The 14,407-nt window shown below is 40.8% G+C and carries 14 protein-coding genes; 7 read left to right on the forward strand and 7 right to left on the reverse strand.

All coding sequences use genetic code 11. From position 1 onward, the window contains the following. Positions 1-8 precede the first annotated feature (8 nt). Positions 9-1,316, reverse strand: a complete 1,308-nt coding sequence (locus tag GZH31_RS17225; RefSeq protein ID WP_118844941.1) for an amidohydrolase family protein — start codon at positions 1,314-1,316, stop codon at positions 9-11. Positions 1,317-1,468: 152 nt separating this feature from the next. Between GZH31_RS17225 and GZH31_RS17230 the strand changes: the two genes are divergently transcribed. Both GZH31_RS17230 and GZH31_RS17235 read left to right on the forward strand, forming a co-directional pair. Further along, positions 1,469-2,542, forward strand: coding sequence for a ketoacyl-ACP synthase III (locus tag GZH31_RS17230; protein WP_065979118.1), 1,074 nt, complete (start codon positions 1,469-1,471; stop codon positions 2,540-2,542). Positions 2,543-2,611: 69 nt separating this feature from the next. Continuing rightward, the gene (locus tag GZH31_RS17235; protein ID WP_174403885.1) at positions 2,612-3,007 is read left to right on the forward strand and encodes a VOC family protein; all 396 of its coding nucleotides are present in this window, start codon (positions 2,612-2,614) and stop codon (positions 3,005-3,007) included. 3 nt (positions 3,008-3,010) lie between these two features. Here the strand turns inward: GZH31_RS17235 and GZH31_RS17240 are convergent, their stop codons facing one another. Further along, positions 3,011-4,372 (reverse strand): M17 family metallopeptidase, encoded by a 1,362-nt coding sequence (locus GZH31_RS17240; protein ID WP_036972816.1) that lies wholly within the window; start codon positions 4,370-4,372, stop codon positions 3,011-3,013. A gap of 88 nt (positions 4,373-4,460) precedes the next feature. Continuing rightward, a complete protein-coding gene (locus tag GZH31_RS17245; protein WP_036972817.1) occupies positions 4,461-4,871 on the reverse strand; it encodes a hypothetical protein in 411 nt (136 codons plus the stop codon). A 104-nt stretch (positions 4,872-4,975) separates the two neighbouring features. Between GZH31_RS17245 and GZH31_RS17250 the strand changes: the two genes are divergently transcribed. From GZH31_RS17250 to GZH31_RS17260, 3 genes are all read left to right on the forward strand, one after another. Beyond that, complete coding sequence (locus GZH31_RS17250; RefSeq protein WP_075593321.1) at positions 4,976-5,131, forward strand: oxidoreductase-like domain-containing protein; 156 nt, start codon at positions 4,976-4,978, stop codon at positions 5,129-5,131. 292 nt (positions 5,132-5,423) lie between these two features. After that, positions 5,424-8,009 (forward strand): TonB-dependent siderophore receptor, encoded by a 2,586-nt coding sequence (locus GZH31_RS17255; RefSeq protein ID WP_075593320.1) that lies wholly within the window; start codon positions 5,424-5,426, stop codon positions 8,007-8,009. A gap of 132 nt (positions 8,010-8,141) precedes the next feature. Further along, positions 8,142-9,626 carry a sulfotransferase gene (locus GZH31_RS17260; RefSeq protein WP_118844940.1) on the forward strand — a complete coding sequence of 495 codons (1,485 nt, stop codon included), beginning with the start codon at positions 8,142-8,144 and terminating at the stop codon, positions 9,624-9,626. Here the strand turns inward: GZH31_RS17260 and GZH31_RS17265 are convergent. The 3 genes from GZH31_RS17265 to GZH31_RS17275 form a co-directional block, all read right to left on the reverse strand. Further along, positions 9,547-10,461: an alpha/beta fold hydrolase gene (locus GZH31_RS17265; protein WP_036972821.1), complete on the reverse strand. Its 915-nt coding sequence runs from the start codon at positions 10,459-10,461 to the stop codon at positions 9,547-9,549. The genes GZH31_RS17260 and GZH31_RS17265 overlap by 80 nt on opposite strands. A gap of 301 nt (positions 10,462-10,762) precedes the next feature. Further along, positions 10,763-10,933 carry a hypothetical protein gene (locus GZH31_RS17270; protein WP_155950861.1) on the reverse strand — a complete coding sequence of 57 codons (171 nt, stop codon included), beginning with the start codon at positions 10,931-10,933 and terminating at the stop codon, positions 10,763-10,765. A gap of 143 nt (positions 10,934-11,076) precedes the next feature. Continuing rightward, entirely contained in the window at positions 11,077-11,481 is a 405-nt protein-coding gene (locus tag GZH31_RS17275; RefSeq protein WP_065979113.1) for a hypothetical protein, read from the reverse strand. A 408-nt stretch (positions 11,482-11,889) separates the two neighbouring features. Between GZH31_RS17275 and rlmF the strand changes: the two genes are divergently transcribed. Continuing rightward, positions 11,890-12,795 (forward strand): 23S rRNA (adenine(1618)-N(6))-methyltransferase RlmF, encoded by a 906-nt coding sequence (rlmF, locus tag GZH31_RS17280; RefSeq protein WP_065979112.1) that lies wholly within the window; start codon positions 11,890-11,892, stop codon positions 12,793-12,795. A 10-nt stretch (positions 12,796-12,805) separates the two neighbouring features. Continuing rightward, a complete protein-coding gene (gene ltaE / locus GZH31_RS17285) occupies positions 12,806-13,813 on the forward strand; it encodes a low-specificity L-threonine aldolase (protein WP_065979111.1) in 1,008 nt (335 codons plus the stop codon). On the opposite strand, the gene GZH31_RS17290 is transcribed toward ltaE, so the two are convergent. Next, entirely contained in the window at positions 13,796-14,380 is a 585-nt protein-coding gene (locus GZH31_RS17290; RefSeq protein WP_065979110.1) for a thymidine kinase, read from the reverse strand. The genes ltaE and GZH31_RS17290 overlap by 18 nt on opposite strands. Positions 14,381-14,407: the final 27 nt, after the last annotated feature.

The raw sequence follows: 14,407 nt of genomic DNA on the forward strand, positions 1-14,407 counted from the left end.
AGTTACCCTTACTGTTTGAGCACGTCTCCGCCTTTCATAACAAAGCGTACATTTCTAAGTTCACTAATGTTATCAAGTACATTCATATTAACACTGATAATATCTGCTTGTTTACCAACACTCAAGTCACCAAGGTGCTCGCTTTGCCCTAATAATTTAGCGGCCTCGACAGTGGCTGACTTTATTGCTTCTTTTGGTGTCATGCCATAATTAACAAGTAGCTCAAACTCTTTTGCATTATCACCATGCTTTGATACGCCTGAATCTGTTCCAAATGCTATTTTAACCTTATTTTTTAACGCTAATTTAAACGATGCCTCCATTTTTGGAGCTACAAACTCAACTTTATCAGCAATTGCTTTTGGCATGTTGGGGTTTTCTAATACTTCTTGTTTGACTGTAGCACCTGCAAGTAATGTTGGGATTAAATACGCATCTTGTTTCTTAAATAGCTTAACAGTGTCTTTATCTAAAAAAGAGCCGTGTTCAATTGAGTCTACACCCGCTCGTAAAGCCGCTTTGATACCTTCTGTGCCATGTGCATGTGCAGTAACTGGGCGACCTAAGTGATGAGCCGTATTAACGATTGCAGTAAGTTCATCATCGGTAAACTGCTGATTAACACCGGCAGCTGTATTACTCAACACCCCACCCGTGGCAGTGATTTTAATGACATCGGCCCCACTTTTTATTACATCTCTTACGGCTCGAGTACAATCATCAGCGCCATTACACACGCCTAACCCACCGCCAATGGCTTGGCTAACATCACGGCGGTACCCGTGCATATCGGCATGCCCTCCCGTTGGGGTAATCATATCGCCTGCCGCAAAAATTCTTGGCCCAGGTATATCACCCCGCTCAATTGCACGCTTTAATGGAAAAATAACTTGATAACGGCTGCCTAAGTCACGCACTGAGGTAAAACCTGCGTCGACTGTGCGCTTTAAATACTTGAGTGAACGCAGAGCATCATCCGCTTCATACTCAGTTAACCACTGATGGGGGTTTCGCTTAGTATCTCGTTCAAATGTTAAGTGCACATGCATATCGATTAAACCGGGGAGCACCATCTGATTTTTTAAATCAATAATCGTTGCATCTGTAAGATTTAATTGCTCTTTAGTTAAATAACCAGCTTCAATTGCTGTAATTTTATCGTTTTCGATCACGATGGTTTGTTGTTGTTTTACAGCTTGCTCAACGCCAACCAACATTTTCCCTGCATGGATCAGCAACGTGTCAGCACTCACTGAAAATGTGCACAAAGAAACCAGTACCGATAAGGTGCCTATTTTTAGATTTATTTTTTTCATATTCGCCTCATTTTTATACTAGGTTTAACTTAAATACCGAGTAAAAGCCATTATTTGCGACATAGCAGTGTGTTACGCTAGTCTTAACAAGTGAATTTTGATATAACTTCGGCAAAATTTTAACAAGTCTGACCACATAAAGAGAACACATTATGTCTTATGCCCAAATCACTGGCTGGGGTAAATGTATACCACCAGCAAGCATTAGCAACGACGAAATCAGCAATATAGTTGATACTAACGATGAATGGATCACAACACGTACGGGTATTAAGTCTCGTCGTGTAAGCCACGTTAGCACTGCTGATTTAGCAACTGTCGCTGCAAAACACGCACTTGCATGCGCAGGTGTTGATGGGAAAGACATTGACCTTGTTTTACTCGCAACATGTACCCCCTCAACAATGGTGGCTAATACAGCCTCACTTGTACAAAAGAATATTGGTGCGGTGGGTGCAGCAGCAATGGATACAAACGCGGCATGTTCAGGCTTTTTATACGCACTACAAGCAGCTACTGCACAAATTCGTGCTGGTATGATCAAAAAAGCGGTGGTTATCGCAGCAGAGCGCATGACCTGGTACATCAATTGGGAACGTCGTGACAGTGCAGTATTATTTGGTGATGGTGCGGGCGCTGTAGTATTAGAAGCGTCTGATACTCCATCTGGTTTATTGGCAACTAAAACAGGCTGTGATAGCGAAGATCGTGATATTTTGCATATCGAAAATTTTGGTAGCGATCTTAATAAGTACGCGCCAATTGGCCCGTCTAACTTATTATTTGAAGGCCGTGAAATCTTCAAACGTGCCGTTAAAGGAATGAGCGAAGCGTGTGATGATGTGCTTAATCAAGCGCAGTTAAAACTTGATGACATCGATGTACTTGTTCCGCACCAAGCAAACTTACGTATTATTCAAGCTATTCAGCAGCGCTTAAAGGTGGCTGACGAAAAAGTAATGGTCAACATTGCTGATTACGGTAATACATCAGCTGCAACGATTGCAATTGCGATTTGCGAAGCTGTTGAGCAAGGCCTTATAAAACCAAACTCGAATATTATGTCTGCGGCATTTGGTGCCGGTTTAACGTGGGCTGCAAGCTACATTAAATGGGGCGAGCGCGTAACGCCTATCTCAATTTCAGACGCAAGCCTTCCACCCTGCGATAAAACAGGCTTAGAACTTGTTGCGCCGGCTGTTGCAGCATGTAAAGCGGCTGAATAACAAGCTATATATTGTGAATTAAGCGCGGCAATTGTCCGCGCTTTTTTGTTTCAAGGATACTGTTGATATATGAAAACAATCGGATTATTAGGTGTTCACCATGTAGCGATTATTTGTAGTGATTATGAGCATTCAAAACACTTTTACACTGAAATTTTAAAATTGCCAATTATCCATGAGCAGTACCGAAAAGAACGCGATTCTTACAAGCTAGACCTTGCACTGCCAGACGGCAGTCAAATAGAGTTGTTTTCATTTGTAAATGCGCCCACAAGACCAAGTTATCCTGAAGCACAAGGACTGCGCCATTTAGCTTTTAAAGTGGCCAATATAACGGAAGCTAAACAGTACTTAGAACAACAAGGTGTAGATGTGGAAGATATTCGTGTCGATGAAATCACCGGGAAGCAATTTACGTTTTTTGCTGATCCCGATGATTTACCGTTAGAGTTGTATCAAATATAACACTTATTGAAAACGGTCTTGTAGGTAGTTAAATACAGCACGAATACCGAGTGCTTCCCCTCCCACAGGACGACCAGGCAATGGGCGTAAGTTCCACGCCATAACGTCAAAGTGAACCCAAGGCGTATTCGGTTCGATAAACTCTTTTAAGTAAAGTGCAGCAGTGATAGCTCCACCAAATGGGGTTGATGCACAGTTCGCAATATCAGCCACATCACTCTTTAATAACGCTTTGTATTGACTGAATAAAGGCAACTGCCAAACGGGATCAAAGCACTTTTCTCCGGCGCTCATCAACTTACTGGCTACCTCGTTATCGTTCGCAAAAAAGCCTGGCAGTTCAGTACCAAGCGCAATACGACACGCTCCTGTGAGCGTTGCAAAGTCAATAATAAGATCGGGATTGTCGTTTTGTGCTTCTGCTAACGCATCACATAACACTAAACGCCCCTCGGCATCCGTGTTATCAATTTCAACAGTGATACCTTTTCGGGTTTTAATAACATCACCCGGTCTGAATGCATTACGCGATACAGCATTTTCTACAGCAGGAACCAAGACACGTAAACGTATCGGCAAGTTCGCTGCCATAATTAGCTGCGCTAAGCCAATGACATGAGCTGCGCCCCCCATGTCTTTTTTCATGTTGCGCATGCCCGAGCTTGGTTTTAAGTCTAAACCGCCCGAGTCAAAGCACACCCCTTTGCCCACAAGGGTAATTTGAGGAGCATCTTTTGCGCCCCAGCGTAAGTCTAACAAACGTGGTTTGTTTTCACTTGCACGGCCAACCATGTGAATTGTGGGATAATTTTGCTCAAGCAACTCATCGCCAACCCATTCACTAAACTCACCATCAAAATTATCAGCTAAGTCAGCCATCACTTGTGATAAATGTTGTGGCATCATATCGGCTGCAGGTGTATTTACGAGATCGCGTACTAAATTTATTGCGCTTGCGAATTCAGTCAAGCGCTTGGCAAGGCTTTCATCACTGATAGCAAGTTGTGCTCGTGGCGATGGTTTCTCTTTATATTCACTAAACTCATAACCACCTAACATAAAGCCAAGTGCAACCTGTTCGACAAAGGCACTGTCACCCTGAATTTGGTAACAACCAGCCGGCAATTTAGTCGACAAGTCACCTGCAAGCCAAAAATCGTTAATATCGTTTACAAGGCAATACACATGAACCAAATCACCTGATTCACTGTCAGCTACGAGCGCAAGCCCCTTGTTTTTAAAGTCGCAATTACTTAACCAGTTTTGCAAAGCTTGCGGCTGTTCAGATAACCACGATGCTAAATGCGTTTTTTCAATGAAAGAGAGCGGAATACCCGTAGAAGAATGACGAATTAATGAACTCATTAAACGACTCAATATAAAGAAAAGGTAATTAAGCATACCAATAACTTGAGCTAAAAGGTATAGGCTAAATCAGATTGATAAACGCAGCTTACTTGTGATCTTTTTCTTCGGCTTCTTCTTTTGCAACTTGCTGATCTATCTCTTTAAGTGACTTATTGATATTGAATGAACTCGGAAGAACATCAACACCAACCCACTGCCCTAGTTTTACAACTAGCGGAATCGTAATGGGTGCAAAAGGCAATACAGCAAACACACCCAGCCCAATCCCTTTTAGAATATCTAAAAATTGTTCATTGGCCGTATGCAGCTCTTCTTTAGTTGCGTGGCCTTGTGTATAACGTCTATAGATTTGCAGCATTTCTTTGGTTTCTTGCTTTTCTTGGGCAAGTGCGATTTTAAGTGCCACCATAGCGCGCTTAAAGCGTAATTGCTGACGCTTTTTGGTAATTTTAGCCACTCGAAATGGGGCCCGATGAATAACTTTATATAATCGCATTCGGTTATTTTCACATAAGCATCTCACTTCACAAAGCATAATTTACTTATAGTAGATTTTGCTTTACCCTTCGCACACTTTTCTTAACTCGTTTTATTTTTTAAATGTGCCAAGATCGCCACGTAAATGAACCTAAGCCACAAAAACCTGCGCCTGACGAATGTTGTGGAGGCGGTAGTTGTTGCCCGTGTGTTTGGGATGAATACCGAGAGAAATTACGACAGTGGCAATTAAAAAACGAATCAAAGCAAAATAATTAAACCGTTCCAACTCAGTTTTAGTGCAAAATACGAACAAACAATCACTAATTTTAATTTTTTTTAGCTTCAACAATAAATTCTGACCTCCTTTAAGAAAACAACGAATAATTTATCACATGCGTTTTCAGTGACATACCCCTTAAAAATGCAAAAAATACGACAAAAACACTCAAAATAAAACGTTTCGTTAACAATTTGCAAATCAAATTAACAGTAGGTATAAGTTAGTTACACCAAATTAAAATACCTATTTGGTGGCATAATCATAACTATTCTAACTGGGGAAGTCAGAATGAAATTAAGAAATAATATGCTACAACAAGCTGTTAAGTTTGCTTTAGCCACGACAACAGCGGGTCTGTTTGTGTCGGGTTCTGTGGTTGCTGCAGATGAGTCAACCGAAGAGACTAAAGTTAACAAAAATGTTGAAAAAATCGCAGTAGTTGGTACTCGTTCAGCGCCGCGTTCTATCGGTGACTCACCTGTTCCTATTGATATCATAGGCGGCGAAGAACTTACTAAAGCTGGTAATACCGATATGCTTGAGCTTTTAAAAGGCTCAGTTCCTTCTTTTAACGTACACCAAAACCCGATTAGTGATGCTGCATCACTGGTTCGCCCAGCAAATTTACGTGGCCTTCCTGCTGACAGTACATTAGTGCTTGTTAATGGTAAACGTCGTCATCGTGCTTCTGTAATTGCCTTCCTTGGTGGCGGCATTAACGATGGTGCACAAGGTGCAGACATCTCTGTGATCCCAAGTATCGCGCTGAAACAAGTTGAAGTTTTACGTGATGGTGCAGCGGCACAGTATGGTTCTGATGCCATCGCAGGTGTAATGAACTTCGTATTAAAAGATGCGTCTGAGGGTGGCTCGTTTGAAATCCGCCAAGGCGAATACTACGAAGGAGATGGAGATACAACACAAATCTCTGGTAATGTGGGCCTTCCATTTACAGACAGTGGCTTTGCAAATTTAAGTTTCCAATACAAAACGGCTGATGCAACAAGTCGTTCAGTTCAACGCCATGACGCAGCTGAGCTATCTGCTGCGGGTGTACCAGACGTGTCACCACTAGCACAAGTATGGGGTGCACCAGAGGTAAATGATGACATTTCAATCTTTGGTAACATTGGTCTTCAATTAAGTAATACGTCAGATTTTTACATGTTTGGTAACTATTCTGAGCGAGATGTACGTGGTGGTTTCTATTATCGTAACCCGCATACTCGCCCAGGTGTTTATTCAAATGACGGCGGCGAAACCTTACTTGTTGGTGATTTAACGGGTGATATGAGCGGTAACTGCCCAGACGACATAAAGATTGATGGCAACGTGTTAAATAACACTGATTACATTAACCGTGTAGCGAATAACCCAGACTGTTTTGCATTCAATGAAATTTTACCTGGCGGTTTCACACCAAACTTTGGTGGGAATATCACAGATACAGCACTAACAATTGGTACCAAAGGTGAAATAACCAGTGGTTTCCTTAATGGTGCTTACTATGATTTAAGTGGTACGGTAGGTTATAACGAATCTCGTTACTTCATCTACGATACAATTAACGCGTCGCTTGGTCCTGATAGTCCACGCGACTTTAGCCCTGGTAAATACTCACAGTTAGAGAAAAACTTTAACGCTGATTTATCTAAAGGTTATGATTTTGGCTTAGCATACGACGTAAACGTTGCAGGTGGTCTTGAATGGCACGAAGAAACGTTCACCGTTGTGTCAGGTGATGTTGCTTCCTTTACAGCGGGTCCACTAACAGAGCAAGGCTTTGGTATCGGCTCAAACGGCTTCCCTGGTTTCAAACCGTCTGATGCCGGTGAGTATACTCGCCGTAACTACGCAGCGTATGTAGACGTAGAAGCCCCCTTTACAGAAGATTTCTTAGTGGGCTTAGCACTTCGTTATGAAGACTATGACACATTTGGTTCAACCACTAACTATAAGTTAACGGGTCAATACCATTTAACAGAAGATCTAAATATTCGTGGTTCAATCAGTACAGGTTTCCGTGCGCCAACGGTCGGACAAGCGAACGTAAGTAACGTGCAAACAAACTTAAGTAGCGGTGTATTAGTAGACTCAGCACTTTTACCACCCACTAACCCGATTGCAGTGCAATTAGGGGGTACCGAGCTTGAACCTGAAGAATCACAGAGCTACACATTTGGTGCCGTATGGACCTTAGGTGACTTATTCTTAACAGTAGACTACTACAACATTCAAGTAGATGACCGAATCAGTCAATCAGATAAAATTGAGCTAAGCCAAGCAGACAAAGATACTCTTGAAGCTGCGGGTGTACCCAATGTACAAAACTTAGCGCAAGTTAGCTTTTTCACAAATGACTTTGATACAACAACTCAAGGTATTGATTTAGTTGCTAACTACTCAACTGAACTACTTGGCGGAAGCTCAACATTTAGTTTAGCGTACAACTGGAATGATACTGAAGTTACTAAGTCGACCCCTATTACAGGTGAGTTTAAAGTAAGCCGTTTAGAAAACGATTTGCCTAATCACCGTGCTACATTAAGCTGGGCACAACAATGGGAAGATTTCTCTGCTTTCACACGTGTAAATTACTATGGCGAATACCAAGGTGTTCACGTTGATTATGATGCAACAGCTAAAACAGCTGACGCAGCTATTACTCTGGATGCAGAGGTTACCTACTTCTTAACTGAGTCAATTAGTTTCTCGGTAGGTGCACAAAACCTATTTGATCAAGAAGCTGAAAAACTTGATTTCTTCGACAGTACAGAGATCCCTAACAATAACTGGGGTGGCAAATACTACGAGACATCACCTTATGGGATTAATGGTGGTTTCTATTACGTGAAAGCAACTTACACGTTCTAGAACTGCGCTATTGTGTGGGTTGTGACATTACAACCCACATACCTTGGGTATTTATAGTGATTTAAAAAGGCGAAAGACATTTCGCCTTTTTAGTTTTATAGTGAATAAAAATAATAAATTCTTATCGATGCTATGCTGCTAGAAAAAGCCAATCAATTACTTGCTGAAAACAAACTAAAAGAAGCTGAGTTTCATTTTAAAGCCTTGTTAGATGCGAACCCTGAAAATGGTGAAGCATTGTTTGGTTTAGGCAGAATCGCACTTCGATTAGAGCGCTATGATGCTGCTGTATATCTGTTGCAGCGCGCGTGTGAAAGGCTGCCCTATCTGCTTGAACCGTTGCATGCACTTGCCGATGCGTTTAATGGCGTGCATTCACCTCAAGATGCGCTTACTGTGCTTGAATATGCAAAATCAATCGCAAGTCATAACCCAGAGCCTCACTACTTTTTAGCTCAACACTATTTAACCTATGGTGAACTCGACAAAGCCTATGGTATTTTACAACAAGCGCTCGCCATGGGTGATTACCCAGTTAAGGCCTATATACTTTTTGAGCTTGTGCAATTTTCTCGCTTTAATCACGAGCAAAACTACCTCAATGAGCTGCATCACTTTTTAACACTCACCAATAACTTACGTTTAAAAATGGTCTGCTACTACGCATTAGGTAAAAGCTATGATTTATTAGATGATACCGAGCAAGCATTTAATTACTTTACCCTCGCTAATAAACTGCAGTCACAACTGACTACGTTTAAAACCAATGAACTCGCCCCTTTTTATCAGCAAATCATCAGCCAAAGTGATGCAACGTTAATTGATTCACGCGATAAACGTTTTACGGGCACGATCACCCCTGTTTTTATTATCGGCATGCCACGAAGTGGCTCTACTTTGCTTGAACAAATGCTAGTTAGTCACGAAAGTTTTGCAAGCCTAGGAGAAGATGCCAGTATCAGCAATCAGGTTGTAGCGTATATTGAGCAGCAAACTCAATTACCTTACCCCGAGTGCCTATCTAAACTGGATCAAAAGCTGATCAGTACGGCGCGCAATATCTATATAGAAAGATTAAAGCAATCTCCCCATGTACACCCGTATATGATCAATAAGCTGCCAGCAAATTATCAATCACTTGGATTAATCTATCTATTATTTCCAAACGCAAAATTTATAAATATACAACGTGATTATCAGGCTGTTGCGTGGTCAGTATTTAGTAATTACTTTGCAGAAAATGAGCCCTACTTTTGCTCATTGACTGAATTTAAGCAGTATTACGATTTATATCAGCAACTTATATCGCACTGGCATAGCGTAATGCCCGATGCACTTTTTGACTTACAATATGAGCAACTCGTCACAGAACCTGAACAAACGTTGAGTGCTCTGTGTGAATTTTTAGGCGTTAAGTACAGCAATCGCTTTTTAGAGTTTTACAAGTCGAATAAGCCAGTCGCAACACTGAGTAAAGCAGCAGTCAGACAACCATTAACTGACAAAGCTAAAGATAAATATAAGCGTTACGAAACGGCTATGAATCGCCTTGTGAATGAGCCGAAAACCACTCAAGAAGATCAGCAAACTGATCGTGGCGCGCCTCAGGGTGAGTAAGCATATTAATATGGTCATAATTCACCTTGTGACCATATTTTCGACCGTAAATCGTCATTGTTTGCACACCTACACCTGACTCAGCCATGAACTTTTCAATGTCAATCGGTTGGCAAAGCGCCTTATCTTTTATACCCGCCACATGAAAAATAGGGGGCAGAGCTATATCTTGCAGCGCTTTTGCATAGTCAAAGCCGTCATCTGAGTCTACCCAGGGCTTGCGCTTAGCCCATTGCATACTTTGATAATGGGACTTACGCGTTTCATCGTCACTTCCCCATTTCAATTTTTTAGCAGGCACAAACCCGTGTTTTCTCGCCATTAAAGGTGCTAAACCATACCAAATTAAATTACCTTGGATATATTTGCTTGGGTGATGATTATAAAGCGTGCGCTTTGATCCAAAATACGCACAAGCCCTTACATCATTAATTAGATTAGGAAAGCGCGCAAATACGCTATTCATTAATACCCCACCCCATGAATGGGCAACCCAATAACGTGCGGGTGCACCTTCAAGTTGTTCTATTTTTGCTAAAAAAGCGGGGATGTCTTCTAATATGGCTTCGGTTTGCCCGTAGCTCGCATATTTTGATATTGCAGGTTTACTTTCACCACGGCCCCGTAAATCAGCCACGTAGCACACATAACCCTGTTCAGCTAAAAACGGTGCCAAACCTTTATTGCTGTGAGTGTAAAAAATTTTGCCATTCTCGACTGCACCATGCATAAAAAACACCGCAGGCCCGGTTGCATCAGTTTTACAAATACGGCGCATATGGAGGGTTTGATTTTCAGCTAATTTTATAAATACAGACTGTTGTTTTAATGTCACGGTTGACCTTTTTTATTATTATAAACTCATCGTACCAGCAATACGTTACGTCAGTATTACTAGCAAAGCAAGCATGATGTGATCAAGTAAGTAGCCCTTAAATACAACAAGACTTTGTAAACGTAAGAGCGGGAGTTTTAATAAAAATATAACGGAATGAACCAAATGAAATTGAGTTGAGTTGAGTTGCATGCTTAAAGACGATAAGCGGACATTGACAACTCCCTTATTATCGTTTTTTTCACAGTTGGCTAAACATGCAGCTCAGGATGAAAACCAACTGTGAAAAGTGATTTCCTTGCTATGTTTTTTTACACTCGAAACCCTTAGAGTCCACCCGTGCGATACTGTCTTTGTCGCCACATTGCTCTATGGCCATTTCCATGTGATTTTGCTCATTATATTGTTTAGCGATGGCCCCAAGCCCTACCAATATTACCAAGGCTATAAGAACTTTTTTAAATTTAGACATAAACACTCCTTTGAAAATGATCACTCAATACATTAGTACCTAAATATTACACATAAAGGGACAAGCAAACAATTCACTTTCCCTCTGCACAAACCAGCCGCAAGTTTTAATTACTCGCAGCGGTTAAAGTTTACCTTTAATTATCATTCAATCATTGCCATTGAATTTATATTGAAATGATAAATGGAAAACGATTCACCCTCTTCTTTTAAAGTCACTGTTATTTGTGCTTCACCATTTTCAAAAGAAGCTGGGATTTTATAAGTAACAAAAGTACCTGATCCATCGCCTGTTACAGCTTTAGTGCTGACATTAATAAATTGATACTCACCGAGTTCTTTCAAATCGCCTAATTTCGAAAAAGCTCGAATAATTTTTGACAAGTCGTCATCTGAAACACCCTCAATTGAGGTTGGGGTCATGTAACTTTTTAATGTTTGTGCGTCCCATTTAGATATTTCAGTTAATGCCGGGGTTAAATAAGGTATCGCTGTTTCTTTATATCCTGACGCTTTAAATGAAGTCCAAACCGCTAGGATTACAAACAAGCAAATTATAACTAAGAGCGTTATACCCATTCCTTTAAGTATTTTTTTATCATTATTTTTATTACTTTTCAGTTAGTTGAAATTAAAATTTACCAGCTTTTAATTGTTATTCATAGCCGTTTTATGACTCGTATTAATGAAAAGATTACTTTGCCTCGATTATCAAACAGATAAACTGCATTTAAGAACACACATGACTTTATCACTTAGCTTACCTTTGTTAATTCAGTTAACGCTTAAAATTAGAAAGTTAAATGCATGAAAATTGGTTTTTAGTCATTTTATGCTAACAGAAACCAATAAAATTTCTGACCACCCTGCCTGTTTAAAAAAACCTAAAAACAACACTTTGTAATGATTAATTTGATACAATCTGTACTGAACATTGCTAACAGATAGGTTTATTTAATGCATCCGCGAAATCGCCACCTCAATGGCTACGACTTTACTTTATTATGTAAAGATACTCCGGCTCTTTCTCAGTTTATAACACAAAGCCCAACCGGCAGTGAGACTCTCGATTTTTCAGATGCAATGGCAGTGAAAACCCTTAATCAAGCATTATTAAAAAGCCAATACAAAATTGATTTTTGGGATTTGCCCGACAATTATCTGTGTCCTCCTGTACCCGGTCGAGTTGATTACATTCATCATCTAGCAGACTTATTAGCCAGTGATAACCAAGGTAAAATCCCTACAGGTAAGCAAGTTAAAGTGCTGGATATTGGCACAGGTGCAAATTTGATCTACCCGTTAATTGGTCAACATGAGTATGGCTGGCATTTTACAGGGTCTGATATCGATACCTTATCCGTTAAAATTGCCAAGCAAATTGCGCAATTTAACCGTTTAAAAATATCAGTAAAGCAACAAGATAACAGCAATAAAATGTTTACAGGCGTTATCACTGATAAAGATGTGTTCCACTTAACCTTATGTAACCCGCCATTTCATGCCAATGAACAGCAGGCACAAACAGGTTCACAGCGTAAGTGGAAAAATTTAAATAAAACCCCTAAAAAAGAACTCAACTTTGGGGGCAGAGAAAACGAACTTTGGTGTGAAGGTGGCGAACGCGAGTTCATCAGTAAAATGATCACCGAAAGCCAAGAGTTCAGTGAGCAGTGTATTTGGTTTACGTCTTTAGTATCAAAGTCAGAAACACTCCCACAACTCAAAAAACAACTCGCATCGCTTGATGTCAAAGACGTTAAAACAATAAAAATGGCACAAGGCCAAAAAATAAGCCGCTTTATCGCTTGGAGTTACTTTGACCAAGCAGACCGCGAAGCCATTCTTAACCAACTTGTATAAGGGTAATAACATGATCGACTTTCGTTCAGACACAGTCACTCAACCTACAGCCGATATGCGTGCAATTATGAATAATGCTGCCGTTGGTGATGATGTTTACGGTGATGACCCAAGCGTTAACCAATTAGAACACGTTGCTGCTGAGCGACATGGGTTCGAAAGTGCGCTTTTTTGCAGCTCTGGTACGCAAGCAAATTTACTTGCTTTAATGGCGCATTGCGAACGTGGTGATGAGTACATTTGTGGCCAACAAGCACATAACTATAAGTTTGAAGGTGGCGGTGCCGCCGTACTTGGGTCGATTCAACCACAACCGATTGAAAATAACGCCGATGGCACCATTGATTTAAACAAGGTGGTTGCAGCTATTAAAGCGGATGACTTTCACTTTGCAAAAACGAAACTACTCAGCCTTGAAAACACCATTGGAGGCAAAGTACTGCCATTAAGTTACCTTGAACAAGCAAGAGAATGTGTTAATAAACACAACCTTGCACTTCACCTTGATGGTGCGCGTGTGTATAACGCAGCAGTTAAGTTAGGTGTCGATATTACTGAAATCACCCAATACTTTGATTCAGTGTCTATTTGTCTATCAAAAGGATTAGGCGCCCCTGTGGGTTCATTATTATTGGGTAACAAAGCACTCATTGATAAAGCTCGCCGCTGGCGTAAAGTGCTTGGTGGTGGTATGCGCCAAGCGGGTATGCTTGCCGCAGCGGGGCAATATGCGCTTGAGAATCATGTCACCCGACTAAGTGACGATCACGATAATGCGGCTTATCTCGCTGAAAAATTAAATTCATTATCAGGCTTTGATACCACACCTTTTCAAATCGATACCAACATTGTGTACGCAAATGTCGATGAAGCTATTGATTTAAAAGCTGTTGCTAATAAGCTAAAAGAGAAAAATATACTTTTTTCAGCAGGCAAACCACTTCGCTTAGTGACGCATTTAGGGGTCACTAAGCACGATATTAACTGCTTTATTGATGCTTTAGCGGCAGAGATTTAACGCGGCTTTATAATGTTTGCGGCACACCGATACATATCGGTCGTTGCCGCCAATTTCAACTTGATTACCATCAGCAATCGCATTGCCTTGCTCATCGGTGCGTAAAACGTGGTTTGCTTTACGACCGCAATGGCATACGGTTTTTAGCTCAATAAGCTTATCCGCCCACGCTAAAAGATACTGCGAGCCACTAAATAACTCACCTCTAAAATCATTACGAAGACCATAACAAAGAACAGGAATGCCCAGTTCATCGACCACATCGGTTAATTGCATCACTTGCAATTTAGATAAAAACTGACACTCATCAACTAAAATACAATGACGCTTTTTCTGATCGTTCAACGATTTGATTAGCTCAAATACATCTTTGTCGGCATCAAAAATATGTGCATCAGCTTGTAAACCTATCCGTGACGATACTTTGCCAACGCCCGCTCTGTCATCAATCGCAGCGGTTAAAATCACTGGTTCCATTCCACGTTCGCGGTAGTTAAAAGCCGATTGTAAAAGTGTGGTTGATTTACCCGCATTCATTGCAGAATAATAAAAGTACAGCTGTGCCATGATGTTGCCCAAAATTTAAAGTCGCAA

Origin of the sequence: Pseudoalteromonas sp. JSTW, from assembly GCF_013423925.1 — a bacterium.
GTDB lineage: Bacteria > Pseudomonadota > Gammaproteobacteria > Enterobacterales > Alteromonadaceae > Pseudoalteromonas > Pseudoalteromonas lipolytica.